The following is a 23,643-nucleotide window of genomic DNA, read 5'->3' on the forward strand; positions in this document are numbered from 1 at the left end:
CAAAGGGTAAGGACAATGGGAGCGGGAACGGGCGCCCGCGGGCGCGAGGATGGGGATATTGGCATCCGACGAAAGATGGCTGGAACGGCTGCGCCTCGAGCTGGCCTGGTTCACCGGCCGGGCCGCGCTGGGCAGCCGCGGTGCGGGCGCCATCCTGCGCCTCGAACGGGTGCGGCCGCGGCGGCACGGCGGGTTTCAGCCGCTGCGCGCGCACGAGATCACGCCGCAATTCCTCGACCGCGCCATTCACGCGCTGAAGCGCTGGGGCTACGATTTCATCGGCATGGATGAAGTCTGCCGGCGCGCGGTGACGTTGCCCGAGCAGCGGCGTTTCGTGGCGCTCACCTTCGACGGTGCGCATAAGGATCTCATCGACTTCGCCTATCCGGTGTTGGCGCATCACGCCGTGCCCTTCACGATCTACGTGCCCACCGCGTTTCCCGACGGCGTCGGACAGGCCTGGTGGCTCGGGCTCGAACAGGTGATCGCGCGCGAGAGCCGCATCAGCCTGATGATGGGCGAGAAGGAGCAGCGCTTCAACGTGGCTGATCGCGCCGAAAAGCAGGCGCTGTTTTCGCATCTGGAGAGCTGGTTGCGCTCGCTGTCGCCGGCGGATCTGTCGGCGGCGATCGCCGATCTCTGCACGCGCTACCGGGTCGACCTCGCCGCGCTCTCGCGCGAGGCGTCGATGGACTGGGAGGATCTGGCGAAGCTCGCTGCCGATCCGCTCGTCACGATCGGCAGCGCGACCGTGAACTACCCCGTCCTTGCCAACATGAAGGACGCTGCCGCGCTGCGCGAGATGAATATGGGCAAGGCGGTGGCGGAAGCCGCCTTCCGCCGCGATGTCGGGCATTTCGCCTTTCCGTTCGGCGATCGCACCTCGTTCCGGCGCAGCCATGTCATCATGGCGGAGGAGGCCGGCTTTGCCAGCGCGGTGTCGACCGTCCCGGGCATCGTGGATGCGGAGGGGCGGACCAATCTGCGCGCGCTGCCGCGGATCTCCTGGGACGGTCGTGTACGCTCGCTGCGCATGCTGCGCGTGCTGGTGTCGGGCGTCGCCTTTGCGCCGGTGAGGCCGACCGGCAGCGCTAGCGACCGGACTTGACGCGATCCGGCCGCTGCATCCAGCTCACGATCGGCATTGCCGGCAGCACCCAGCCCATCCCGACCACGACGTAGTAGATCGCCTGCCGCCAGCCGGACTCGGCAATCCACGGCATCTGTGCCGCGGCCATGCCGAGCAGGGCCCAGACCGTGGCCAGCACCAGGAGCAGGATGGCGCCGAGGAACTTGCGGGTGCGGATATTCATGGCGAACGTGGGCGGCTTTCGCGTAACTTGCGCTGCGGGAGCGGGGGACTATAAGGGGCACGCAGTCCGGTTCAAGCCTCTTAAGTTCAAGCCCTGGTTTTAGCCCCTGAAATGACGACGAATTCCGTTCCGACCAACCCGCATCGCGCCGTGCGCTGGTGGCTGATCTCGGTCGCCGCGTTGATTGCGTTGATGGTGCTGGTCGGCGGCGCGACCCGGCTGACGGAATCCGGCCTGTCGATCGTCGAATGGAAGCCGGTCACGGGCAGCGTGCCGCCGCTGTCGGAGGCGCAGTGGACCGAGGCGTTCGAGGCCTACAAGAAGATCCCGCAATATCGCGAGCTCAATGCCGGCATGAGCCTGTCGCAGTTCAAGGAGATCTTCTGGTGGGAATGGAGCCACCGCTTGCTCGGCCGCTTCATCGGCGTCGCCTATCTCCTGCCGTTCCTGTTCTTCCTCTGGCGTGGCGGTCTCTCCGGTGAGTTGAAGCGCCGGCTCTGGTTGCTGTTCGCGCTTGGCGGCCTGCAGGGCGCAGTGGGCTGGTGGATGGTCGCCTCGGGCCTGACGGAACGGGTCGAGGTGTCGCAATATCGGCTGGCGACGCATCTCTTGCTCGCGCTCCTGATCTTCGCCGGCATCGTCTGGACCGTGCGGCGGCTCAAGGAGCGGCCGCAGATCGCAGCCCCGGCTCGGCTGCGCTTCACGAGCGCGCTGCTTCTGGTCGTGACGCTGGTGCAGATCTATTTCGGCGCGCTGGTCGCGGGCCTGCGCGCCGGCCGCGCCTACAACACCTGGCCGCAGATCGACGGCGCATTCATTCCCTCGGCCGAGCGGCTGTGGTTCGAGACGCCGTGGTGGCGCAACATGTTCGACAATGTCCTGACGGTGCAGTTCGAGCACCGCATGACGGCCTATGCACTGTTCGTGCTGGCGCTGCTGCACGCGATTGACGCGGTGCGCTCGCGCGCAGGCGCGGCCGCGGGCGGCGCGCTTTGGCTGTTCGCGGCGGTGAGCGCGCAGGCGGTGCTCGGCATCCTCACGCTGCTCAATCAGGTGCCGATCGATCTCGCGCTGTCGCACCAGGCGGTCGCGATCGCCGTGCTGACGCTTGCTGTGATGCAGGTGGAACGGCTTGCGTCGCGGCAGTCCGCGCAGGCGCAGCCGCGCGCGGTTCCGGTTAGCCAGGCCGGCTGATCAGGTCAGCAATAGCCGTAGATGCCGCACGCGTAGGGCAGCCGCCAGAAATAATCGACCTGCTTCCCGCCGTAATACGCGCCCTGATAGTCGTAATCCCAGGGGCGGCCGTAATAGCCCGGCAGCGTGTGCGACCCCGGCAGCAGCGGGGTGCCCGGCAGGTTGCGGATGTAGCTGCCGACGCCATAGGCCGGTGAGATCAGCGCATCCGGATCGGTCTCGACCCAAACCTTGGGCGGCTCTTGCTGCGCGGCGGCTCGCCGCTTCGGCGTGGCCGGCAAGTCAGCAGCGACCGCGCTTGAAACCGTCAGCATCGCGGCAAGGGCAGGCACCATCCAGCGCAGCATCGTCGGCTCCGAATCAAAGGGGCGATCCAACGACGATGTATGGGGCAGATGTGGTTAATGATCGTTAACAGCCGGTCGCCGAAGCGGCCGTCGGGCGCGCGTGAGCAACGGAATTCCGTAGCCCGGATTGCGCTTCGCTTCATCCGGGCTACGAGAGCAACCTAAGCCCCCAACGCCTGTTCCAGGTCCGCGATCAGGTCTTCCTTGTCCTCGATGCCGATCGAGAGCCGCACCACGTCAGGACCGGCGCCGGACTTCACCTTGGCGGCGTCGTCGAGCTGGCTGTGCGTGGTCGAGGCCGGGTGGATCACCAGCGAGCGGGTATCGCCGACATTGGCGAGGTGCGAGAACAGCTGCAGCTTCGACACCAAATTGACGCCGGCGTCATAGCCGCCCTTCAGGCTGAAGGTGAACACGGCGCCCGCACCCTTCGGCGCGTATTTGCGGGCGAGTTGGTTGTACTTATCGCTTGGCAGGCCCGCGTAGCTCACCGAGGCCACCGCCGGATGTCCTGCGAGAAATTCGGCGACCGCTTTCGCATTGTCGCAATGCTTCTGCATGCGCAGCGGCAGCGTCTCGATGCCGGTCAGGATCATGAAGGCGTTGAAGGGCGACAGCGCGGGGCCGAGATCGCGCAGGCCCAGCACGCGGCAGGCAATCGCGAAGGCGAAATTGCCAAAGGTCTCCTGCAGGCGGATGCCGTGATATTCGGGCCGCGGCTCCGACAGCATCGGATATTTGCCACCCGTCGACCAGTCGAAGGTGCCGGCATCGACGATGATGCCGCCGAGCGAATTGCCGTGACCGCCCAGGAATTTCGTCAGCGAGTGCACGACGATGTCGGCGCCGTGGTCGATCGGGCGGATCAGATAGGGCGAGGCCAGCGTGTTGTCCACGATCAGCGGCACGCCCGCTTTCCGCGCCACCGTCGAGATCGCCTCGATGTCGGTGATGCTGCCGGCGGGATTGGCGATGGACTCGATGAAGATGGCTTTCGTGCGCGGCGTCACCGCACGCTCGAAGCTCGCGATGTCATCGGGATCGGCCCACACCACGTTCCAGCCGAAGCTCTTGAAGGCGTGCGTGAACTGGTTGATCGAGCCGCCATAGAGCTTTCGTGCGGCGATGAACTCGTCGCCGGGCTGCAGCAATTGCTGCAACACCACGACCTGGGCAGCATGGCCCGAGGCCACCGCCAGCGCGGCCGTGCCGCCTTCGAGGGCCGCGACGCGCTCTTCCAGCACCGCGTTGGTCGGGTTGCCGATGCGGGTATAGATGTTGCCGAATGCCTGCAGGCCGAACAGCGAGGCGGCGTGGTCGGCGTCGTTGAAGACGAACGAGGTCGTTTGATAGATCGGAGTCGCGCGCGCGCCGGTGGTCGGGTCGGGCTGTGCACCGGCATGCACGGCGAGGGTTGAAAATCCCGGAAGGCGATCGCTCATTGAGGGCGTCCTGTTCTTGTGGCCTGAAAATCGCGCGGCATGCTGATCGGCGCCGCGCTCGCCGTCAAGGCACGACGTCAGATCGGAATGATCTTGCTACGCATTGTCGCGTTCGCGAAATGAATCCTTCGCGATTGCGTCAGCTTTGCTCGCTCTTGTTTTTGGCGGCCCGATCGGAGGCCGCGGTGTCGCCGCCGCCGACACTCATCCGATTGAGGGATAGCCGCATGCCTTGCGTTGGCGCGGGCGCGCGCTTGGAGCTGAGCGTGCGCGAATTCACGCCCATCCAGGAGATCTCGGAAGACAGGCGGCCATATTCGATCTTGGGGCAGCGGTTCATCACCACCTTGATACCGACGGATTCCGCCTTCGCCGCCGCGGCGTCGTCACGCGCGCCGAGCTGCATCCAGATCACCTTGGGTAGCGGATCGAGCGTGAGCGCCTCTTCGACCACGGGCATGATGTGGCTGGAATTGCGGAAGATGTCGATCATGTCGACGGGGCGGCCGATGTCCGACAACGAGGCGACGAACGGCTTTCCGAGCAGCTCCTTGCCGACATGGCCGGGATTGATCGGGATCATATCGTAGCCGCGCTGCGCCAGATATTTGAACGCGAAATAGCTCGGCCGCACGTTGACGGGCGAGGCGCCGACCATCGCGATCGACTTCACGCTGTTGAGGATGCCGCGGATGTAATTGTCAGGATAGGCGTCGTGGTTCATTTTCGTCTTTTTCTTTTTGTCACTCATCCCGCCATGTCGGCGCGCGCTTCTCGATGAACGCGCCGATGCCTTCCTCGGCGTCGCGTGCCATCATGTTCTCGGTCATCACCTCTGCCGCATAGCGATAGGCGTCCGCAAGGCTCATCTCGACCTGGCGGTAGAACGCCTCCTTGCCGAGCTTGACGGTGTAGGCAGATTTCAGCGCGACCTGCTGCGCGAGCTCGATCGCGGCACCAAGCTCGGTACCGGCCGGCACTACGCGGTTGACGAGGCCGATCTCGCGGGCGCGCTCGGCCGTTACAGGCTCTCCCGTCAGCAGCATCTCCATGGCCTGCTTGCGTGAGACATTGCGCGACAGCGCCACCATCGGGGTCGAGCAGAACAGGCCGATGTCGACGCCGGGCGTGGCGAACTTCGCGTCCTCCGACGCGATCGCAAGATCGCAGCTGGCGACGAGCTGGCAGCCGGCCGCGGTCGCGATGCCCTGGACGGAGGCGACCACGGGTTTCGGCAGATGCACGATCGCCTGCATCATTGCGCTGCAGGCATTCATCATCTCGGCGAAGAAGGCGCGGCCGCGATCGGGATCGGTGCGGCGCGCGGTGAGTTCCTTCATGTCGTGGCCGGCCGAGAAGGCAGGGCCGTTGGCCGCGATCACGGCGCCGCGGACCGCCTTGTCGTTGCGGATCTCGTCGAGCTCTGCATGCAGGCTGGCGATCATCGCCGCCGACAGGCTGTTGCGCGCGGCGGGCCGGTTCAGCGTCAGGACCGCGATGGGACCTACGGTCTCGCGCAGCAGGATCGGCGGTTGCGGGGAGGGGGCGCGGGCAGCCTTGACGGACATTGACGCGATTTCCGCTAAATGATTGCAATTGGATGACGCAGATAACTTAATGTAACAGGGCAAGCGAAGCGAGGGTGGGAAAAGGCATGGCGTCAGCGAAAATGAGCGTGGCAGAGGTCGAGCAGTTCCTCCGTCACGAATTCCCCCAGGCCTTCAGCGGCGACGATATTACAATCGAAAGCGCCGACGGCCAGACTTGCCTCTTGCGGCAGCGCTACAGCGAAAGGATGCTGCGGCCGGGCGGCACCGTATCCGGTCCGACGCTGATGGCGCTGGCCGATTTCGCCATGTACGTGGTGCTGCTGTCCGCGATCGGGCCGGTCGGGCTCGCCGTGACCACCAATCTCAACATCAACTTCCTGCGCAAGGGCCAGCCCGGCCAGGACGTGCTGGCCGAGGCGCGCCTGCTCAAGCTCGGCAAGCGCCTGGCGGTCGGGGAGGTGAAGCTGCTGTCCGGCACCTCGCCCGATCCGATCGCCCATGTCACCTCGACCTATTCCATTCCAACTATTTGAGCTTTTCGCAGGTAATATAGCACCATATTTTTAACCTATTGATATTGCGGCATTAATTTCCGTCTACGGGCATTGACCGTTGCGCGTCTCTTCTCTAGAAAACCGCGCAGTCCGGCGCGGTGTTCGCGCCGATGCTCCCGTCCACGGAAACTCTGACATGAAAACCTTTTCGGCAAAGCCGGCTGAGGTGACGAAGAAGTGGGTGCTGATCGACGCCAAGGGTCTGGTCGTCGGCCGCCTCGCCACCATCGTCGCCATGCGCCTGCGCGGCAAGCACCTCCCGACCTACACCCCGCACGTTGATTGCGGCGACAACGTCATCATCATCAACGCGCAGCATGCGGTCCTCACCGGTCGCAAGCGCGAGCAGAAGACCTATTACAAGCACACCGGCTATGTCGGCCACGTCAAGGAGCGCACCGCGCGGCAGATCCTCGAGGGCAAGCATCCCGAGCGCGTGCTCGAGAAGGCCGTCGAGCGCATGATCCCGCGTGGCCCGCTCGGTCGCGTGCAGATGGGCAACCTCCGTGTCTACGGCGGGGCCGATCATCCGCACGAGGCGCAGCAGCCCGAGAAGATCGACATCGCCAAGTTGAACCGCAAGAACACGAGGGCCGCATAACATGGCCGAATCCATCCAGTCGCTCGACCAGCTCTCGCAGCTCAAGACGGCGGCGGCGCCCGACGCGCCCAAGCACGAGAAGAAGGTCGACAAGTTCAATCGCGCCTATGCCACCGGCAAGCGCAAGGACGCGGTCGCCCGCGTGTGGATCAAGCCGGGCGCCGGCAAGGTCACCGTCAATTCGCGCGAGGTCGAGGTCTATTTCGCCCGTCCCGTGCTGCGCATGATGATCGAACAGCCGTTCTCGGTGGCCCAGCGTTCGGGCCAGTACGACGTGATCTGCACGGTTGCCGGCGGCGGCCTGTCCGGCCAGGCCGGCGCAGTCCGTCACGGCATCTCCAAGGCGCTCACTTACTTCGAGCCGGAGCTGCGCTCCGTGCTCAAGAAGGGCGGCTTCCTGACCCGCGACTCGCGCGTGGTCGAGCGCAAGAAGTACGGCAAGGCTAAGGCCCGCCGGTCCTTCCAGTTCTCGAAGCGTTAATCGCTTCGGTCACATTCGCCGCGAAAGCGGCTTCAATGAGATGCAAAAGGGCGCTGATTTCAGCGCCCTTTTTGCTGTTCGTTTGTACGCAAATTGATGGCGTGTTTCCGGAAAACTTAGGCGTCCGCGAAAACCTGAATGGAACTCGCCGCACCTAGCGTTGCCTTCGGAAGGGCGCGCAAATCGGATGTGCCGATCGCGTAACTGCTATGTTCTAGAGGGGGCCGACATGATGTCGCTCGATAGCATCACGCTCTATTTGGTCGCCACCATGGTCGCCGCACTGCTCGGCGCCATGATGGTGTTTTTCGGCAAGCAGGAGAACAGCCCCGCGCTGAAATGGTGGGGCACCGCCTATCTGCTCGGTGCCGCCTCCGTCGCGTTATGGACTGCGGCCGGCGACAAGCTGGGCCCGCATCTTTATCTCGCGTTAAATGCGGTCGGCTTCGTAGCCTGCGGCATGGTGTGGAATGCGGCGCGGGTCTTTCACGGCCGCAAGCCGAATTGGCCGGGCCTCGTGCTCGGCGCGCTGGCCTGGGTCGCCACCGTCACGCTGCTCGATCCCGCGGCGTCCATGCTGCGCATGATTGCCGGGGCCGGCATCGTCTCGGTCTATGCGGCCCTGACCGCCAGCGAGCTCTGGACCGAGCGGCGCAAGAGCCAGCAGCGCCGCTGGGCGGCCTTCGTCGTGCCGGTGATGCACGGCTGCGTGTTGATGCTGCCGATCCTGATCGGCAGCTTCCTGCGCCCGCACGATGCGGGCTTCTCCTCGAGCATCTGGGTCACCGTGTTCGCGGTCGAGCTCATCCTTTATGCCGTCGGCACCGTCTTCGTGATCTTCATGCTGGTGTCCGAGCGCACGGTGACTGCGCACCGGACCGCCGCGTCGACCGATCCGCTGACCGGCATGCTCAACCGCCGCGGCTTCTCGGAAGCCTGCGGCCGCGTCATCGAGCGCGAGGCCAAGGCCGGACGTCCCGTGACCGTCATGATCTTCGACATCGATCATTTCAAGTCGATCAACGATCGCTTCGGCCATCCCGCCGGCGACGAGATGCTGAAACTGTTCTCGACCGTCGTCGTCAGCAATTTGCGCATCACCGACCTGTCGGGCCGCATCGGCGGCGAGGAATTCGCAGCGCTCCTGCCGTGCTCGCTGGAGGAGGGCGTGCTGGTCGCCGAGCGCGTGCGCGAGGCGTTCGAGACCTCCGGCGTCGTGGTCGACGAAGGTCCGGTCGACACCACGGTCAGCATCGGCGTCGCCGGTGGGCCGGCCGGCACTGAGCTCGAGGTGCTGTTGGCCTCGGCCGACACCGCGCTCTACCAGGCCAAGCGCGGCGGCCGTAACCGGGTCGAGGCGGCGGAGGAGCTGCCGTTGTCGCTGGAGAACTGGCGCCGCCAGAGCGCCGCGCGGACCGGTGCGCCACAGGCGCGGCCGGCCACCGCCTGAGGCACAGAGGTGGCACCCGCGCGGTAATGCTCTGTTTACCATTCGATCCCTACCATTGCGGCCATGGAATCGATCCGTCGACAGAACCCGCAAGCCGCCATGATGTCGCTCGAAGCCGCTGCGGCCTCGGCACGCAGCGGTTTCGCCTGCCTGTTCTCGACCGCGGATGAATATGAGAGCGCGCTGATCACCGAGCGCCGCGCGCAGGGACGCTACGCGCAGAGCCGCCGCAGCTATTGGCCGCTCGCACTGTTCGTCGGTTGCGCCCTCATCGTGGCGGGCGCGGTCCTGCTGCTGGTCTGAGAGAGCTGCGTTTTTGAGCCGACCAGGGCGCCGTTTCGGCGCCTTTTTCTTTGTCGCCGGCTGCGCTAGACACGCCCATCGAACAAAAATGGGTGGAAACCGATGATCACCGAGATCGCGCAAATCGACGTCAAGCCGGGCAGCGAGAAGGACTTTGAGGCCGCCGTCGCCAAGGCCAAGGCCGCCTTCGGCCGCTCCAAGGGGTTTCACGGCTTCGAACTGCACAAATCGATCGAGAAGCCGCAGCGCTACAGGTTGATGGTGAAATGGGCGACGCTGGAAAACCACACCGTCGATTTCCGCGGCTCGGAGAATTTCACCGAATGGCGCGGCCTCGTCGGCCAGTATTTCGCCGCGCCCCCGGAGGTGGAGCACACCGAGACCGTTCTGACGACTTGAGGATCACGCCGCCTCGGCGAGCGGCGGCGCCTCATATGTCTTGAAATGGTCGATCATGACCTTGGCGATGGCGACCAGCGGCAGCGCCAGCGCCAGGCCCCAGATGCCGAACACGACGCCGAGCACGATCTGGAACGCGAACAGCGTGGCCGGCGGGATGTCCAGCGCCTGCCGCTGCAGGATCGGTGTCAGCACATAGCTCTCCATGGCGTGCACGCCCATGAACAGCAGAAAGGCCGACAGCGCCGGGATCCAGCCCGAGGCGAGGCTCGCCAGCACCACGATGACGCCGGCGATGATGGCCCCGACGGTCGGGATGAAGGCGAGCAGGCCGGCCTGAATTCCCAGGATGAACGAGCCGGGAATGCCGATGAGGGCAAGCCCGATCCAGGTCACCACGCCGACCGCGAGCATGACGATGATCTGCGCGATCAGCCAGCGCTCGAGCGTCTCGGCGATGCGGTCGATGATGAGGGTGACGCGGGTGCGGTGCCTGGCTGGCGCCAGGAACAAGAGGCCGTCGTGATAGACGGCGGGCTGGGCGGCGAAGGCGAAGCCCAGGAACAGCACGATGAAGATGTTGCCGACCCCGTGGATGGTGCCGAGCAGCAGCTTGAAGGTCTGGCTCACGATCGCACCGCCGCTGGAGGCCAGCGCGCCCGCGCCGGGCAGGGCACCGCGCGAGGGCGTCGCCGGCGCGGGCGTCGTCTCCGCCGGCGCCGTGGTCGCGGAATCGGCTGCGCCGTTGCCGAGATCGAAGAAGCTGGTGTCGATGCCGTGGCTGTCGAGGAAGGACCTGACATTGGCGAGCTGCGACTTGAGGGTCTTGCTCAGCAGCGAGGCCTGCTCGGCAATGGTGGCGCCGCCGAGATAGGCGATGCCGGCGAGCATCAAAGCGAGCGCGACGCAGACGATCGCGAGCCGCACCGCATGGGGCAGGGGCACGCGGCGCCCGAGCGCGATCGTCAGCGCGTTGAGGCCGAGACCGAGCAGCATGCCGGTGAAGATCAGCAGCAGGGTGGCGGCGAAATACCAGGTGAAGGCGAGCAGCGCGGTGAACAGCACGACCCCGATGCCCCCGACCGAAATCGCCCAAGCCTGATCTCGAGCAAGGTCGCCGCGGGTCCGGGAGCGTTCATCTTGGGACATGGTCACTTCGGGATCCTTTTCAGCGCAAGGCGCGCCGCACTCTCTCGATAAACGCAGCTGCGATCAAGACCGCGTCAACGCGCTGGTTTGACGGCGGCGCGCCGACGGTGCAGAGCGGTGAGGGCAGAACAATGGGGGCGGTTTGAGCTTCATCAGCAAATGGGCGGGTTTGCTCGGGCTTCTGGCCGTGATCGTGATCGGCGACCAGATCCGGATCAACCGGCCCGGCCACAAATATCGCCTCACGGTCGAGGTGACGACGCCTGAGGGGATCAAGACCGGGTCCGGCATTCTCGCCGTCGTGCCCGACCGCAACTATAACCGCGGTGGCCGTACCATGATGCGCGGGGAGGCGGTGTTCGTCGATCTCGGCGGCAAAGGCAAAAATCTGGTGGCCTTGCTGGCGCATCGGCAGGATGCCAGGCTGGATTTCGACGACATCAACTATGTCGCGCTGCGTGCCTACGGCGCCGCGCGTGGCAACCGCGTCTCGTTCAGCGATATCCACCGGCAGACCGGAATCGTTCCGGTGCAGGGCGACCTCGTTCCGGTGCTCGTGAGTTTTGGCGATCCCAACGATCCCACGACCGCGCGTCTCGTTGCCGGCGACCATGCGAAGGCGGTCCTGGGCGAGGGCTATGCGATCCGTGGTCTTAACGCCGAGATCGTGCCCAACGGGTTTTGGCCGATTGATTTCGGCGGGCCGCTCGGGGAGCCCGTGACGCGCGGCATCGACGCCAAGCTGCCCTGGCTGGCCGCGCCCGGCGATGGCGCGGCAACCGCCCTGAAGGCCGCCGGACTGCCCGCGGGAGGCGAGGCCAGGGAGGCATTTACGCGAAAATAGCATTGCCGTCCCGCGATCCCTTCTGTTGAATTTGTTCCATCGGAGGGGCATGTTTGGGGAATCTTCTTTCGGAGAGGCGCGGAACGACAGATGAGAAAGCCGGTCGTCGGCGTGATCGGGAATTCCCATCGCGTCGAAAATCGATTTCAGGTCCAGATGGTGGGCGAGCGCAATTTGCGCGCCGTGGCCGAGGTCTCCGGCGGCTTGCCGGTGATGTTCGCTGGAGCCCCCGATATCACCGATATCGCGGCCCTGCTCGACACCGTGGACGGCATCATCCTCACCGGCGCCCGGGCCAACGTGCACCCGACCCGTTTCAACGTCGACCCCTGCGAGAAGCACGAGCCCTATGACATCCACCGCGACGAGGTGGCACTGGCGCTCTCGGTCGCCTGCGTTGCCCGCGGCATTCCGCTGTTCGGCATCTGCCGCGGCCTGCAGGAGATGAACGTCGCCTTCGGCGGCTCGCTGCATCCCGAGATCCGCGAAATTCCCGGCCGCATGAACCACCGCATGCCCAGGCTCGAGAACGGCGAGATCCATCCCGACCCGACCGTCGTGTTCGCCGACCGCCACGACGTCGACCTGACGCCCGGCGGGGCGTTCGCGAGGCTGCTTGGCTGCGAGAAGATCAGGGTCAATTCGCTGCACGGGCAGGGCATCCTCGAGCCTGGCAAGCGCGTGCTGATCGAGGGCATCGCCGAGGACGGCACCATCGAGGCGATCCGGATCGCGGAAGCCCCGACCTTTGCGCTCGGCGTGCAATGGCACGCCGAATACGATCCCCAGCACAATCCGATCAACCGCAAGCTGTTCGAGGCGTTCGGCGAAGCGCTGCTCGCGCGGCAGAAGGCGGCGGCGTAACGCATCTCGCGCTCGTGCGTCCCGGACGCGCTGCAGCGCGCTTGCGCTGCTGCGTCTTTCGGATTTCAGCCCGGCCTTCCATTCGCTGCATTTCCGCTTATGCTCCGAAGCACCGAAAGGTCTGCGCTCGGGGAGATGACGATGGTTTCTCCAAACAGAGTTGGCGCGATTCCAATCGCGGCTACGGTCCTTTACCTCGCAGCGGCTCAGGCGGTGGCGCAAACCCTGCCTTCAAATGCTCCGACCAAGGAGCAGCTCGCCAACGACAACAATCTCTTCATCGCTCTGGCAATAAAGGCGCTGCGGTGGGAGGAGCCGGCCGAACCGGTCAGCATCGTCGGTCCAATCCATTTCGTCGGCACCAAGGGCCTCGGCGTCTTTCTCTTCACGACCGCCGAGGGCCACATCCTGATGAATACCGGAATGCCTTCGTCGGGACCCATGATCTTGGACTCCGTTCGCAAGCTCGGCTTCAAGCCGGAAGACATCAAGCTCATGATCAACGGCCACGCTCACGCGGATCATGCCGGCGCCTTCGCCTGGCTCAAGGAGCGGCTCGGGGCCGAACTCGCCGTCATGAAGGACGACGTCGCGGCGATGGAGAGCGGCGATGCCGACGACTTCAAATACGGCAATGATCTCACCTATCCGGGCGTAAAGGTCGATCGCGTCCTGCGCGATGGTGAAACCATCAAGATGGGCGACGTGCTGCTGACCGCTTACCACACGCCGGGCCATACCAGGGGCGCGACGACCTGGATCGCCAACCTCGTGGTCGACGGGAAGCCTTTCATCGTCGCCTTTCCGGACGGCGCCGGCTTCAATCCCGGTTACCGACTGGCGAAGAATCCATCCTATCCCGGCATTGCCGACGATTATCGCCGGACTCATCATGCCCTGGAAATGCTCAAGCCCGACATCTGGCTGGCGCAGCACAACGAATACTACGACCTCGAAGGCAAGCGGGAGCGCGCCAAAACGGACGGCGTGAAAGCCTGGGTCGATCCGGAGGGATATCGCCGCTTCATCGCCGGCAAGAAGCGGGCCTTCGAGGACGAAGTCGACGAGGAAATGGGCGCTGCAAAGGGAGGCGGTAAATGAGCCGCGTGGCCTGTCTTTCTCTGCTGCTGCTGGCAGTCCCCGCCGTCGCCGCCGAAAGCGCGGGCAACGCGCCCCGGATGGTCGATGTGCACAATTTCATTCGCGCCGAGACCGATCTCTATTTCCGTAAGGCTGCCATGGATGACGGCGCCTTCGGCAAGCTCCGGCACCGTCGAGAGGTGGCATCGATCGACAAGCAGGACGTCGTACGCATGAACCGCGACACGCTCTATTCATCCGGCGTGTTCGATCTCGACGCCGCGCCGGTCACGATCACGCTGCCGGACGCCGGCAAGCGGTTCATGTCGATGCAGGTGATCTCGGAGGATCATTACACGACGGATGTCGTCTACGGTCCGGGCACGTTCGCCTATTCAAAGGACAGGGTGGGAACGCGCTACGTCTACGTCATCGTCCGCACGCTCGTGGACTCTGAAAGCCCTCAGGACGTGAAGGCTGCGAACGTCATCCAGGACGCCATCAAGGTCGAGCAGGCGTCCGCTGGAAAGTTCGAGGTGCCGCGTTGGGACAAGGCGTCCCAGGACAAGGCGCGCGGCGCTCTCGAAGTGCTCGGCTCGTTGGGCGGCGTTGTCGACCGGTTCGGCAGGAAGGACGAGGTCGACCCGTTCGATCATCTCATCGGCACCGCGATCGGATGGGGTGGCAACCCGCGCAGAGCCGCCGACTATCAGAGCTATTATCCGCCGCAAAACGACGGCAAGGGCGTGTATCGACTGACCCTGAAGAACGTGCCGGTCGACGGGTTCTGGTCGGTCAGCCTCTACAACGACAAAGGCTTCTTCCAGAAGAATGCGCTCGGCGCGTATTCGTTGAACAACCTCACCGCAACGCCCGATCCAAGTGGCGCCGTCGTGATTCAGTTCGGCGGCTGCGATAAGGCGACGCCGAGCTGCCTTCCAATCATGAAAGGCTGGAATTACACGATACGGCTCTACCGTCCGCGGCAGGAAATCCTCGACGGAAGCTGGAAGCCACCGCCGCCGGAGCGCGCATCGTAGCTTACCCCGCAGCCTTGGCGCAATTTCGTTTGCAATCCGAGGTGGACCGCGCTCCTCGCCGACTCGTAGAAGTGGGGCCCGAATTGCGTTATCTCAATGCCGGGATCCACTTTATCGGACAGACTGGGACGATCGGTTGGCCGACACAACTAAAGTCTCCATCTCAAGACAAAAGTTAGTTCATGAGCAGGCCTGTGAAGACTGAAAGCGAACTGATCGCCATGGCGAAGGCCGAGCTGAAGGTCCATGCCGACTGTCCCGATGGCATGATCATTTCCGTTCTCCGCGACGGTCGTTCTTGGGAGTTTCGAGCCAGCGCAGACAAGGCCACCTCGGATCGGCCGGGCTACCCTGAATCCGTCGCCATGCTCGTCCAGATCGGCGACCACCTCTGCAAGCAGTACGACGTCGAGGATTAGGCGCGCCTGCGCGGTCGGGGCAGGGCCTCCGGGCACCACCTTGCCGGCAGCCATTTCACGTCGACGCGCATTAAGCACTGCGACCTTCTCTCGGACCTTTTTGCGGCAAACCGCCGATTTTTCTGTTGACCCGGAATTGCCTCACGGTAAATGTGGGCCCGCTTCACGCGGCGGGTAAGACCTTAAGGTGTCTTGCCAAAAACCGACAACAAGAACGGGCGGAAGCATCAGGAGGGGTCAGCTAGCTCCCGCGCAGAAGTGGAAGGTTGCAGCAGCAGCGCCATGGTCTTGCTCGCTTGGGAGGTGGTGCTCAGCGAGCGGGGACAAGGCATCGATGCGCCCATTGTTGGCGATAAGTACGGCTATCGACTGGCTGAACGAAAAGGTCGGCAACGTCTGCAACATTCTGGTTCTCGCGGCCTGCGTGGTCAGCGCTGCCAATGCGATGATCCGGTATGCCTTCAGCTACAGCTCCAACGGCTGGCTCGAGACGCAGTGGTATATGTTCGCCGTCGTCGTGATGTTCGGCTCGTCCTACACCTTCAAGCGCAACGAGCATGTCCGCGTCGAAATCCTCTACCTCATGCTGTCCGAACGCGGCCAACTCTGGCTCGACTTGATCGGGACTTTGGTTTTCCTCGTCCCGGCCTGTCTGCTCCTCAGCTACCTCTCGTGGTCGATGTTCTACAACTCAATCATCATCGGCGAAATGTCCAATAATGCCGGCGGTCTCCTCCGGTGGCCGATCAAGTTCGTTCTGACGTCGGGATTTTTCATGGTGGCGTTGCAAGGCGTCTCGGAAGTCATCAAACGCATGGCGGCCTTGCGCGGCGAAGTCACCATCGATGCGAAATATGAGCGGCCGACCCAATGATCACGATTGAGATGATGCCGCCGCTGATGTTCGGCGGCCTGGTCGTGGCCATGCTGATCGGATATCCGGTCGCCTTCACGCTGGCCGCTCTCGGCCTTTCCTTCGGATTTCTCGCGATCCACGAAGGGTTTTTCGGGTTCAGCTTCCTGCAGGCGATCCCGGAGCGCATCTACGGCAGCGTTCTGGCCAACGAGTTGCTGCTGGCCATTCCCTTCTTCACGTTCATGGGCTCGATCCTCGAACGATGCGGCCTCGCCGAGGATATGCTGGATTCGATGGGGCAGTTGTTCGGCCCCATTCGCGGCGGCCTCGGTTATTCCGTGATCATCGTCGGCTTCATCCTCGGTGCCATCACGGGCACCGTGGCGGCGCAGGTGATCGCGATGGCGCTGATCTCGATGCCGGTGATGATCCGCTACGGCTACAACATGCGCTACATCACCGGCGTGCTCGCGGCGTCCGGCACCATCACCCAGCTGGTGCCCCCTTCGCTGGTCCTGATCGTGCTCGCGGACCAGCTCGGGAAGTCGGTCGGCGACATGTATCTGGGCGCCTGGGGTCCGTCGATCCTCCAGATCGCGCTGTTCGCGGGCTACACTTTTGCTCTGAGCGTGATCAAGCCGAGCCACGTTCCGGCGGTGCCGAAGGAAGCAAGGACGCTCACGGGCTGGGCGCTCTGGCGCAAATGCCTGTTGGGCATCATTCCCTCCGCCGTTCTGATCTTCGTGGTGCTCGGCACCATGATGCTGGGCCTTGCCACGCCCACCGAGGCAGGCGCGATGGGCGCGGTCGGCGCGATCGTGCTCGCCGTCGTCCATCACAAGGATTTCAGCTCGGCCGGACACAAGATATTGCTCATCGGCGTCGCGGCCGCGGGTGTCGGCACCATCATCGGCATCTATTTCACGCCAAATCTGGTGTTCAAGATCGCCTTCGCGATCGCCTATCTCGCGGTCGCCTGGGTCTGCATCGAGGCGATCAGGATTCCGGACCTGCGCATCCTGGTCAAGCAGGGCTACGAAACCACCATGCGCATCACCTGCATGGTGACGTTCATCCTGATCGGATCGACCTGCTTCTCGATCGTCTTTCTGGGTTGCAACGGCGGTGTCTGGCTGGAGCACATGCTGACATCGCTGCCGGGAGGCGTCTGGGGCTTCCTGATCTTCATGAACCTCTTCATTTTTTTCATCGCGTTCTTCCTCGATTTCTTCGAGATCGCATTCATCATCATTCCGATGATTGCGCCGATCGCGCAGAAGCTGCTCACGCCCGTCGTCGGCGCGGACGCCGCCTTGATCTGGTTCGGCGTCATGCTCTGCGTCAACATGCAGACCTCGTTCCTGCATCCTCCCTTCGGTTTTGCCCTGTTCTACCTGCGGGGTGTGGCGCCGAAGGAGGTCAAGAGCTCGGACATCTATTGGGGCGCGATGCCATGGATCGGCCTGCAGGCGGTCATGGTTGCGGTCGTCATCGCATTCCCGATCACCGTCACCGGGCTGTTGGACGCTCCCAGGAAGGTGGATCTGGACAAGATCAAGATCGAGGTTCCGGATATCGAGCTGCCGCCGCCGCTCGACTTCGGCCAGCCCAAGACTTGAGGAAAGTCTGCCTGGAGACAGGCATCACCCCGCGAGCTTTACGACATAGGCGTCGATAAGGTCGGGATAACCCTTGAGACGCAGACTGCGCCGCTCGGCCGCCATGCCGGTCGATGCGTCGCCCCAGACCGCCGAGCTAATGACCATCTCGCCGCCTTTTGCCGCTGCCACCAGACGTGCGCAGAAATTCATGGGGTCTCCGAGCGCGGCAAACTGGTAGTTGCCGTCCTCCACACCGATCGAGCCGACAAAGGTCCTGCCCGTATGTACGCCAACGCCGATGGAGAGCCAGGGGCCGGCGGGATCGTCATGGCCGGTCGCGCGCAGAAGCGCGAGCCCGGCCTTGACCGCGAGCTGGCGGTAGTCGCTGCCCGAAATACCGGGTGGAAAAATTCCGATCACCTCGTCGCCGACCATCTTGTCGACCACGGCATCGGTCGCCGCGAACACGTGGGTCGCCACGCGGAAGAAACGCTGCATCAGCGCGGCAAATTCCGTTGGGCCGATGCGGGCAGCAAGCTCGGTCGATCCGCGTACGTCGGCATAGAGCATTGCGATCTCGATCTCGGCGCCGCCGCGCTCCTTGGCGAGCACTGTCTCGCACTGCTCGCAGATGTGCGGATTGCGCCGCCACGGCCGAAAGCCGGCAAGCCGCAAGGCCGGCGCCGTGAAGCCGTCGAAACCGACGCAACAGAGCCGGCAGCGGTTGTCCGCGGTCGGCGACAGCATGCGCATCACCGCGCGGCCGCGGCGGAGCGAGGGGTGCTCGCCGGCCAGCATCTGCTGCCAGAACGCGTTGCGATCTCGTTCGTCCCTGGGGTCCGACATCTAACTTCTCGTTCGATCGCCTGAAGTTAGTCTCGTCCATCCTAGTCCGTGGGCGGCAAGCCGGCAACGAGCCTTGTGCGCCATCGCGGTGGCTCAGTTGCTCGCGATCTGCGATTGCCTCAGCGGGCTGCGATGATGTGCAGTTGTACCGAACCGACCGAGTAGCTACCTTCTCGCATGGTTCTCAAGTTCGGAATTGCATGCAGATGATACGCAGCCTGATTGCCACGACCTCCTTTCTGCTCGTCTGTTCCGTACATGCCCAAACCGCGCCGCCGCAGGAAAGCGCCATCACCTGCGTCACGCCCGTGGCACCCGACGACACCGAACGGAGCCTGAAACAGCGCTATGGCAAGGACGCCGTGGTGCAGCAGCTGCCCGGCGCCGAAGGCGAGACCTACAAGGGCGTCGTGCTGTTCCCGAAGGCGCGGGACCGCCGCATCGAGATCGCCTTCACCGACGACAAGGCCGGGCGCGCCTCCGGCCTGACCTTGCGCGACGCAGGCAAGACCGGTCTCTGGACCGTCGCGGGCGTCACGATCGGATCGAGCCTTGCCGACGTGCAGAAGGCCAACGGCAAGCCGTTCCTGATCAGCGGTTTCGAATGGGACTATGGCGGCTTCGTCACCGACTGGAAGGGCGGCACGCTTGGACGTCCGATGCAAGGCGGCTGTCGGGTGACGATCCGCTTCGGCGGCAAGAGTGGCGCGCCCAGGTCGCTGTCCGGCGACGGCGTGAAGGCAGCATCCGACAACGCGGCGCTGGTGAAATGGGCCCCCGTCGTGACCGAGATCGGCGTGAATTTTCCGGACAAGTAGGATGTGAGCGCGTAGGGCGGATGAGCCGAAGGCGTAATCCGCCGTCTTGACTCGAACGCCGTGCATTTGGCGTAAACCAATCGGTAGGAATTGGTAGGGCCTGATTTTTGCGGCTCTGATTTGTTCTTTGAGAACGAAGTGGAGTCGGATGCAGAACGAAAGCTGACGGATCCGACTCGCAAGATCTGTCCTACGCCGTCCGCTCCATTCGCCGCGCGCGATAGGCCTGTGGTGACATCAGGGTCAATTTCCGGAACGCCTTGCGAAAGCTGCTTTCGTCCTCGTAGCCCGTCGTGCGCGCGATGGTCTTGACCGGCTGCGTCGTCGTCTCCAGCAGCGTGCGCGCGTGCTCGACGCGGCGGCGCATGATGAAGGCTTGCGGCGGCTCGTGCGTGAGCTCCTGAAACTTCCGGTTCAGCGTGCGCTCGCTGAGGCCGAGCGCGCCGGCAAGGCGCTTGACGGTCATCGGAGCCTTGCCGGTGCGGCGAACCAGGAGGTCCGCCCTGGTCAGCAGCGGGTCCTGCGAGAGCAGATAGCCGACCGGCATGAAGATCGACTGGGTGCGCTGGGCCGTGTCGATCACCACGTAGTCCGCGCATAGTTTTGCGATCTCCTTGCCTTCGACCATCGCGATCAGCTTGAGCAGGAGATCGACCCACGACATCGGGCCGGCCGCGCAGACGATGCGGTCAGCCACGGTGATGACGGCGTCGGCGGCGAGGTCGATGCTGGGATGACGCTGCCGCAATTCGCCCTGCAGCCACCAGGTGATGGTGGCGCGGCGGTGGTCGAGCAGGCCGGCGCCGGCCAGCAGGAACACGCCGCTGCAGAATGCGCCGATCAGCCGGCCGTTGGCGTGCTGCTGCCGGAGCCAGGCGCCGGCCCGGGCATATTGCGGTTGCAGCCGCGCCGCCGTGACGTGATCGACGAGATTGCCAGGGACGAGGATCGCATCGAAGCGCGTGCGCTGTCCGTCGCGCCATCGACCGCAATCATCTGGCCGCCGCCGGCGCGCACCGGTCTGCCGTCGAGCGAGAGCGTCTGCCAGCTGAAGCGGGGTTTTGCGCCGCTCTGCTGCATGACGTGATTGGCGAGCAACAGGATGTCGGCGACGCCGGCGATCGCCGAATGCATGCAGCCTTCCACAGCCAGAATTGCAAGCTTCATGAGACCTCCAAATGGGACGCCTCGATCCTATCCGATCGGCGCGCGGCGATGTGGCGGAAATTGCCCGATCTCTGTCTTATCCGCCACTGCCTTGGCGGTCGCGTCCGGGTCACTCTGCCGTCGTCGTCACACGACATGATTGGAGAAAGACATGCCTTACGTCACAATTTCCACCGTCCGCGGCATCCTGGACGCCGCGCAGAAGAAACAGCTGCTCGAACGCGTCACCGACCTCCTGGTCGAGGTCGAGGGGCAGGGCAGTGCGGACTTCCGCCGTAACGTCTGGGTCCGGATCGAGGAGCAGGAGCCCACGCACTGGTCGCTCGGCGGCATGCAGCCGACCGCCGAGATCATTGCCGGCACGTTCGGTGCGATCGGCGCGGACGGACTTCGGCTTGCGCGGCCGAAGCCGTAATTGCCTGGGCGGGTAGGGCGGAGCGGGGCGCATCTCGACACGACCGGCGAGATGATGTCTGGCAAGGACCTTACCCGCCCTACGTGTGCCGCCCATCTTCGGCCCCATTGCGCGGTTTCGAATAGCCTGCCGGGGACAGCAGGAGGATTTTCGATGATCAGCGACGCCGTCACATCAGCCCCTCACCGGCCTGGCCGGATATCGGGACTTGCCATTCCACTGCTGGCCTTCGCGCTCTGGTCCGGCTGCATCGGCGCGGCAGCGCACGCCGCCGAGCCCGGCAAGGATGCTCCGGCTGGCGGCCTGCCGCGCATTCTCGTGCTTGCGACGGGCGGCACCATCGCAGGCCAGGCCGACGCGCGCGCGACCGGCGCCTACAAATCCGGCCAGATCACGGGCGAGCAGCTGATGCAATCGGTGCCGGGCTTGGACAAGCTGGCGAAGCTCAACGCCGAGCAGATCTCGTCGATCGGGTCCCAGGACATGAACGACAAGGTCTGGTTTGCGCTGGCCCGCCGCATCCAGGATGCTTTCGACAAGAACGAAGCGGACGGCGTCGTCATCACCCATGGCACCGACACGCTGGAGGAGACCGCGTTCTTCCTCGACAATGTGGTGCGCGGCGACAAGCCGGTGGTGATCGTCGGCTCGATGCGGCCGGCCACGGCAGTCAGCGCCGATGGCCCCGGCAATCTCTACGAAGCCGTGCAGGTCGCCGCCGATCCGCGCTCGCGCGGGCGCGGCGTCATGGCCGTGCTGAACGACAAGATCCAGGGCGCGCGCTCGGTCACCAAGACCAACACCACCAGCATCGAGACGTTCAGCTCCGCCAATGACGGCCCTGTCGGCTATGTCGACACCGCCGGCGGCATCCGGTTCATGACCCAGGCCGCGAGCCTCAGGCGCGCGACCTATCCGCTGCCGGCGGGCGAGCAATTGCCGCGCGTCGCGATTGTCTACTCGCACGCCAATATGGACGCCGTCCCGATCGAGGACGCCATTGCGCACGGCGCCAAGGGCATCGTGCTGGCCGGTGTCGGCGACGGCAACACCTCGAAGCCGGCGCTCGATGCGCTCGAGGCGGCGGCGAAGAAGGGCATCATCGTGGTTCGCTCCACGCGGGTTCGTTCCGGCTTCGTCACGAGGAATGTCGAGGTCGACGACGACAAGAACGGTTTTGTGGTGTCCGAGGACCTCAATCCGCAGAAGGCCCGCGTACTCACTCAATTGCTGATCGCGGGCGGCGTCACCGCGCCGGCCGAGCTGCAGAAGGCGTTCACGGCGACGTGGTGAGGGGACGTAACGCGTAGGGTGGGTTGGCCGAAGGCGTAACCCACCATCGCTCGCATCCGAAAAGACAGAAGAGGGCCCAAACGAAAAGGCGCTCCTTTCAGAGCGCCTTTTGCTTGTCGCAGAAAGTCCGGGCCGCTTAGCCCGAATAATACATCTCGAACTCGACCGGGTGCGGGGTCATTTCGAAGCGGGCGACTTCGGTCATCTTCAGCTCGATATAGGCGTCGATGAAGTCGTCGTCGAACACGCCGCCGGCCTTGAGGAAGCCGCGGTCCTTGTCGAGGTTCTCAAGCGCCTCGCGGAGCGAGCCGCAAACGGTCGGGATCTGCTTCAGCTCTTCCTTCGGCAGGTCGTAGAGGTCCTTGTCCATCGCCGGACCCGGATCGATCTTGTTCTTGATGCCGTCGAGGCCGGCCATCAGCATCGCGGCGAAGCCGAGATAGGGATTGGCCATCGGATCGGGGAAGCGCACCTCGACACGCTTGGCCTTCGGCGAAGCGGTGTAGGGAATGCGGCAGGAGGCCGAGCGGTTGCGCGCGGAGTAGGCGAGCAGCACGGGGGCCTCGTAGCCCGGGACCAGACGCTTGTAGGAGTTGGTCGACGGGTTGGTGAAGGCGTTGATCGCCTTGGCGTGCTTGATGATGCCGCCGATGTAGTGCAGGCAGGTCTCCGACAGGTCGGCGTATTTGTTGCCGGCGAACACCGGCTTGCCGTCCTTCCAGATCGACTGGTGCACGTGCATGCCCGAGCCGTTGTCGCCGAAGATCGGCTTCGGCATGAAGGTGGCGGTCTTGCCGTAGATGTGCGCGACCTGGTGGATGCAGTATTTGTAGATCTGCATGTGGTCGGCCATCAGCGTCAGCGTGTCGAACTTCATGCCGAGCTCGTGCTGGGCGGAGGCGACCTCGTGGTGGTGCTTCTCGACCTTGACGCCCATCTTGGCCATGGCGCCGAGCATTTCGGAGCGCATGTCCTGCACCGAATCCTGCGGGGGAACGGGGAAGTAGCCGCCCTTGGTGCGGATGCGGTGGCCGAGATTGCCGCCTTCATATTCGGTGTCGGAGTTGGTGGGCAGCTCCGAGGAGTCGAGACGGAAACCGGTCTTGTAGGGCTCGGCCGAATAGCGCACGTCGTCGAACACGAAGAACTCGGCCTCGGGGCCGACGAACACGCTGTCGCCCACGCCCATCGACTTCACCATGGCTTCCGCCTTCTTGGCGATGCCGCGGGGGTCGCGGTTGTAGGGCTCGCCGGTGGTCGGCTCGAGCACGTCGCAGGTGATGACCATCGTGGTCTCGGCGAAGAACGGGTCGATCGTCGCGGTGACCGGATCGGGCATCAGGCACATGTCGGACTCGTTGATCGCCTTCCAGCCGGCGATCGAGGAGCCGTCGAACATCGTTCCTTCGGCGAAGATGTCTTCATCGATCATGCTGACGTCGAACGTCACATGCTGCCACTTGCCGCGCGGATCGGTGAAGCGCAGGTCGACGTACTTGACGTCGTTGTCCTTGATCGATTTCAGGACGTCTTTGGCGGTCTTCATGCATACCCCTTTTGGCTCTGCGGGTCGGTTTCCAGATGAGCAAAATTATTCTCGCTCGGGCGAGTTTTGCG

General features: G+C 64.3%; 28 protein-coding genes. 18 read left to right on the forward strand and 10 right to left on the reverse strand.

Going from position 1 to position 23,643, the window contains the following annotated elements; translation table 11 throughout:
• The first annotated feature begins 58 nt into the window (after positions 1-58).
• A complete protein-coding gene (locus ML401_RS15160) occupies positions 59-1,108 on the forward strand; it encodes a polysaccharide deacetylase family protein (protein ID WP_285812359.1) in 1,050 nt (349 codons plus the stop codon).
• Here the strand turns inward: ML401_RS15160 and ML401_RS15165 are convergent.
• Entirely contained in the window at positions 1,092-1,313 is a 222-nt protein-coding gene (locus ML401_RS15165) for a DUF2842 domain-containing protein (RefSeq protein WP_063194821.1), read from the reverse strand. The two genes, ML401_RS15160 and ML401_RS15165, sit on opposite strands and share 17 nt — an antisense overlap.
• 111 nt (positions 1,314-1,424) lie before the next feature.
• Between ML401_RS15165 and ML401_RS15170 the strand changes: the two genes are divergently transcribed.
• Entirely contained in the window at positions 1,425-2,507 is a 1,083-nt protein-coding gene (locus tag ML401_RS15170) for a COX15/CtaA family protein (RefSeq protein WP_285812360.1), read from the forward strand.
• Positions 2,508-2,512: 5 nt separating this feature from the next.
• Here the strand turns inward: ML401_RS15170 and ML401_RS15175 are convergent, their stop codons facing one another.
• From ML401_RS15175 to ML401_RS15190, 4 genes are all read right to left on the reverse strand, one after another.
• Positions 2,513-2,854 carry a hypothetical protein gene (locus ML401_RS15175; protein ID WP_211416768.1) on the reverse strand — a complete coding sequence of 114 codons (342 nt, stop codon included), beginning with the start codon at positions 2,852-2,854 and terminating at the stop codon, positions 2,513-2,515.
• A 161-nt stretch (positions 2,855-3,015) separates the two neighbouring features.
• Positions 3,016-4,296: an O-acetylhomoserine aminocarboxypropyltransferase gene (locus tag ML401_RS15180; protein ID WP_194407811.1), complete on the reverse strand. Its 1,281-nt coding sequence runs from the start codon at positions 4,294-4,296 to the stop codon at positions 3,016-3,018.
• Between the two features lie 139 nt (positions 4,297-4,435).
• Complete coding sequence (locus ML401_RS15185) at positions 4,436-5,020, reverse strand: CoA-binding protein (RefSeq protein WP_211416770.1); 585 nt, start codon at positions 5,018-5,020, stop codon at positions 4,436-4,438.
• Positions 5,021-5,039: 19 nt separating this feature from the next.
• Positions 5,040-5,864, reverse strand: a complete 825-nt coding sequence (locus ML401_RS15190) for an enoyl-CoA hydratase (RefSeq protein ID WP_285812361.1) — start codon at positions 5,862-5,864, stop codon at positions 5,040-5,042.
• 86 nt (positions 5,865-5,950) lie between these two features.
• Here ML401_RS15190 and ML401_RS15195 point away from each other — a divergent pair, with 86 nt between their 5' ends.
• The 6 genes from ML401_RS15195 to ML401_RS15220 all read left to right on the forward strand — a co-directional run bounded on the left by ML401_RS15195 (position 5,951) and on the right by ML401_RS15220 (position 9,634).
• The gene (locus ML401_RS15195; protein WP_194407814.1) at positions 5,951-6,379 is read left to right on the forward strand and encodes a PaaI family thioesterase; all 429 of its coding nucleotides are present in this window, start codon (positions 5,951-5,953) and stop codon (positions 6,377-6,379) included.
• A 157-nt stretch (positions 6,380-6,536) separates the two neighbouring features.
• Positions 6,537-7,001, forward strand: a complete 465-nt coding sequence (rplM, locus tag ML401_RS15200) for a 50S ribosomal protein L13 (protein ID WP_011087726.1) — start codon at positions 6,537-6,539, stop codon at positions 6,999-7,001.
• A 1-nt stretch (position 7,002) separates the two neighbouring features.
• Entirely contained in the window at positions 7,003-7,482 is a 480-nt protein-coding gene (gene rpsI / locus ML401_RS15205; protein WP_018320095.1) for a 30S ribosomal protein S9, read from the forward strand.
• 229 nt (positions 7,483-7,711) lie between these two features.
• Entirely contained in the window at positions 7,712-8,932 is a 1,221-nt protein-coding gene (locus ML401_RS15210) for a GGDEF domain-containing protein (protein WP_285812362.1), read from the forward strand.
• Between the two features lie 63 nt (positions 8,933-8,995).
• Complete coding sequence (locus tag ML401_RS15215; protein ID WP_285812363.1) at positions 8,996-9,235, forward strand: hypothetical protein; 240 nt, start codon at positions 8,996-8,998, stop codon at positions 9,233-9,235.
• A gap of 102 nt (positions 9,236-9,337) precedes the next feature.
• The gene (locus ML401_RS15220; protein WP_025036647.1) at positions 9,338-9,634 is read left to right on the forward strand and encodes an antibiotic biosynthesis monooxygenase; all 297 of its coding nucleotides are present in this window, start codon (positions 9,338-9,340) and stop codon (positions 9,632-9,634) included.
• 3 nt (positions 9,635-9,637) lie between these two features.
• Here the strand turns inward: ML401_RS15220 and ML401_RS15225 are convergent, their stop codons facing one another.
• Entirely contained in the window at positions 9,638-10,789 is a 1,152-nt protein-coding gene (locus ML401_RS15225) for an AI-2E family transporter (RefSeq protein ID WP_285812364.1), read from the reverse strand.
• Between the two features lie 136 nt (positions 10,790-10,925).
• Between ML401_RS15225 and ML401_RS15230 the strand changes: the two genes are divergently transcribed.
• The 7 genes from ML401_RS15230 (at position 10,926) to ML401_RS15260 (ending at position 17,505) form a co-directional block, all read left to right on the forward strand.
• Entirely contained in the window at positions 10,926-11,627 is a 702-nt protein-coding gene (locus tag ML401_RS15230; RefSeq protein ID WP_285812365.1) for a hypothetical protein, read from the forward strand.
• 90 nt (positions 11,628-11,717) lie between these two features.
• Positions 11,718-12,491 carry a gamma-glutamyl-gamma-aminobutyrate hydrolase family protein gene (locus tag ML401_RS15235; protein ID WP_194407818.1) on the forward strand — a complete coding sequence of 258 codons (774 nt, stop codon included), beginning with the start codon at positions 11,718-11,720 and terminating at the stop codon, positions 12,489-12,491.
• Between the two features lie 141 nt (positions 12,492-12,632).
• Positions 12,633-13,592 (forward strand): subclass B3 metallo-beta-lactamase, encoded by a 960-nt coding sequence (gene bla, locus ML401_RS15240; RefSeq protein WP_285812366.1) that lies wholly within the window; start codon positions 12,633-12,635, stop codon positions 13,590-13,592.
• A complete protein-coding gene (locus tag ML401_RS15245; RefSeq protein WP_285812367.1) occupies positions 13,589-14,611 on the forward strand; it encodes a DUF1254 domain-containing protein in 1,023 nt (340 codons plus the stop codon). Before bla ends, ML401_RS15245 begins: the two co-directional genes overlap by 4 nt.
• A 182-nt stretch (positions 14,612-14,793) precedes the next feature.
• Entirely contained in the window at positions 14,794-15,030 is a 237-nt protein-coding gene (locus ML401_RS15250; protein WP_211416776.1) for a hypothetical protein, read from the forward strand.
• Between the two features lie 334 nt (positions 15,031-15,364).
• Positions 15,365-15,904 (forward strand): TRAP transporter small permease subunit, encoded by a 540-nt coding sequence (locus tag ML401_RS15255; RefSeq protein WP_211416777.1) that lies wholly within the window; start codon positions 15,365-15,367, stop codon positions 15,902-15,904.
• Positions 15,901-17,505 (forward strand): TRAP transporter large permease subunit, encoded by a 1,605-nt coding sequence (locus ML401_RS15260; RefSeq protein WP_285812368.1) that lies wholly within the window; start codon positions 15,901-15,903, stop codon positions 17,503-17,505. The genes ML401_RS15255 and ML401_RS15260 overlap by 4 nt, the downstream gene beginning before the upstream one ends.
• A gap of 24 nt (positions 17,506-17,529) precedes the next feature.
• Here the strand turns inward: ML401_RS15260 and ML401_RS15265 are convergent, their stop codons facing one another.
• Positions 17,530-18,333: an adenylate/guanylate cyclase domain-containing protein gene (locus ML401_RS15265; protein WP_211416779.1), complete on the reverse strand. Its 804-nt coding sequence runs from the start codon at positions 18,331-18,333 to the stop codon at positions 17,530-17,532.
• Between the two features lie 200 nt (positions 18,334-18,533).
• Between ML401_RS15265 and ML401_RS15270 the strand changes: the two genes are divergently transcribed.
• Positions 18,534-19,151: a hypothetical protein gene (locus tag ML401_RS15270; protein ID WP_376717361.1), complete on the forward strand. Its 618-nt coding sequence runs from the start codon at positions 18,534-18,536 to the stop codon at positions 19,149-19,151.
• Positions 19,152-19,341: 190 nt separating this feature from the next.
• Here the strand turns inward: ML401_RS15270 and ML401_RS15275 are convergent, their stop codons facing one another.
• Positions 19,342-20,100 carry a GlxA family transcriptional regulator gene (locus tag ML401_RS15275; RefSeq protein WP_285812685.1) on the reverse strand — a complete coding sequence of 253 codons (759 nt, stop codon included), beginning with the start codon at positions 20,098-20,100 and terminating at the stop codon, positions 19,342-19,344.
• A complete protein-coding gene (locus ML401_RS15280) occupies positions 19,992-20,318 on the reverse strand; it encodes a hypothetical protein (protein ID WP_285812369.1) in 327 nt (108 codons plus the stop codon). Before ML401_RS15280 ends, ML401_RS15275 begins: the two co-directional genes overlap by 109 nt.
• Positions 20,319-20,469: 151 nt before the next feature.
• Between ML401_RS15280 and ML401_RS15285 the strand changes: the two genes are divergently transcribed.
• Both ML401_RS15285 and ML401_RS15290 read left to right on the forward strand, forming a co-directional pair.
• Positions 20,470-20,733 carry a tautomerase family protein gene (locus ML401_RS15285; protein WP_063194804.1) on the forward strand — a complete coding sequence of 88 codons (264 nt, stop codon included), beginning with the start codon at positions 20,470-20,472 and terminating at the stop codon, positions 20,731-20,733.
• A 153-nt stretch (positions 20,734-20,886) separates the two neighbouring features.
• The gene (locus ML401_RS15290) at positions 20,887-22,026 is read left to right on the forward strand and encodes an asparaginase (RefSeq protein WP_285812370.1); all 1,140 of its coding nucleotides are present in this window, start codon (positions 20,887-20,889) and stop codon (positions 22,024-22,026) included.
• A gap of 136 nt (positions 22,027-22,162) precedes the next feature.
• Here the strand turns inward: ML401_RS15290 and glnA are convergent, their stop codons facing one another.
• Positions 22,163-23,572, reverse strand: coding sequence for a type I glutamate--ammonia ligase (gene glnA, locus ML401_RS15295; RefSeq protein WP_100179304.1), 1,410 nt, complete (start codon positions 23,570-23,572; stop codon positions 22,163-22,165).
• Positions 23,573-23,643 lie beyond the last annotated feature (71 nt).

The sequence above is a fragment of the Bradyrhizobium sp. 62B genome (assembly GCF_030272265.2).
GTDB lineage: Bacteria > Pseudomonadota > Alphaproteobacteria > Rhizobiales > Xanthobacteraceae > Bradyrhizobium.

Bases quoted from the DNA above. Each gene is read 5' to 3' on its own strand.
- ML401_RS15220 (WP_025036647.1), top strand. From the start codon at position 9,338: ATGATCACCGAGATCGCGCAAATCGACGTCAAGCCGGGCAGCGAGAAG.
- ML401_RS15255 (WP_211416777.1), top strand. From the start codon at position 15,365: ATGCGCCCATTGTTGGCGATAAGTACGGCTATCGACTGGCTGAACGAA.
- ML401_RS15265 (WP_211416779.1), bottom strand. From the start codon at position 18,333: ATGTCGGACCCCAGGGACGAACGAGATCGCAACGCGTTCTGGCAGCAG.
- ML401_RS15165 (WP_063194821.1), bottom strand. From the start codon at position 1,313: ATGAATATCCGCACCCGCAAGTTCCTCGGCGCCATCCTGCTCCTGGTG.
- ML401_RS15260 (WP_285812368.1), top strand. From the start codon at position 15,901: ATGATCACGATTGAGATGATGCCGCCGCTGATGTTCGGCGGCCTGGTC.
- ML401_RS15270 (WP_376717361.1), top strand. From the start codon at position 18,534: ATGCAGATGATACGCAGCCTGATTGCCACGACCTCCTTTCTGCTCGTC.
- ML401_RS15290 (WP_285812370.1), top strand. From the start codon at position 20,887: ATGATCAGCGACGCCGTCACATCAGCCCCTCACCGGCCTGGCCGGATA.
- ML401_RS15250 (WP_211416776.1), top strand. From the start codon at position 14,794: ATGAGCAGGCCTGTGAAGACTGAAAGCGAACTGATCGCCATGGCGAAG.
- ML401_RS15280 (WP_285812369.1), bottom strand. From the start codon at position 20,318: ATGAAGCTTGCAATTCTGGCTGTGGAAGGCTGCATGCATTCGGCGATC.
- ML401_RS15190 (WP_285812361.1), bottom strand. From the start codon at position 5,864: ATGTCCGTCAAGGCTGCCCGCGCCCCCTCCCCGCAACCGCCGATCCTG.
- ML401_RS15235 (WP_194407818.1), top strand. From the start codon at position 11,718: ATGAGAAAGCCGGTCGTCGGCGTGATCGGGAATTCCCATCGCGTCGAA.
- rpsI (WP_018320095.1), top strand. From the start codon at position 7,003: ATGGCCGAATCCATCCAGTCGCTCGACCAGCTCTCGCAGCTCAAGACG.
- glnA (WP_100179304.1), bottom strand. From the start codon at position 23,572: ATGAAGACCGCCAAAGACGTCCTGAAATCGATCAAGGACAACGACGTC.
- rplM (WP_011087726.1), top strand. From the start codon at position 6,537: ATGAAAACCTTTTCGGCAAAGCCGGCTGAGGTGACGAAGAAGTGGGTG.
- ML401_RS15185 (WP_211416770.1), bottom strand. From the start codon at position 5,020: ATGAACCACGACGCCTATCCTGACAATTACATCCGCGGCATCCTCAAC.
- ML401_RS15245 (WP_285812367.1), top strand. From the start codon at position 13,589: ATGAGCCGCGTGGCCTGTCTTTCTCTGCTGCTGCTGGCAGTCCCCGCC.
- ML401_RS15285 (WP_063194804.1), top strand. From the start codon at position 20,470: ATGCCTTACGTCACAATTTCCACCGTCCGCGGCATCCTGGACGCCGCG.
- ML401_RS15215 (WP_285812363.1), top strand. From the start codon at position 8,996: ATGGAATCGATCCGTCGACAGAACCCGCAAGCCGCCATGATGTCGCTC.
- ML401_RS15210 (WP_285812362.1), top strand. From the start codon at position 7,712: ATGATGTCGCTCGATAGCATCACGCTCTATTTGGTCGCCACCATGGTC.
- ML401_RS15170 (WP_285812360.1), top strand. From the start codon at position 1,425: ATGACGACGAATTCCGTTCCGACCAACCCGCATCGCGCCGTGCGCTGG.
- ML401_RS15175 (WP_211416768.1), bottom strand. From the start codon at position 2,854: ATGCTGCGCTGGATGGTGCCTGCCCTTGCCGCGATGCTGACGGTTTCA.
- bla (WP_285812366.1), top strand. From the start codon at position 12,633: ATGGTTTCTCCAAACAGAGTTGGCGCGATTCCAATCGCGGCTACGGTC.
- ML401_RS15180 (WP_194407811.1), bottom strand. From the start codon at position 4,296: ATGAGCGATCGCCTTCCGGGATTTTCAACCCTCGCCGTGCATGCCGGT.
- ML401_RS15195 (WP_194407814.1), top strand. From the start codon at position 5,951: ATGGCGTCAGCGAAAATGAGCGTGGCAGAGGTCGAGCAGTTCCTCCGT.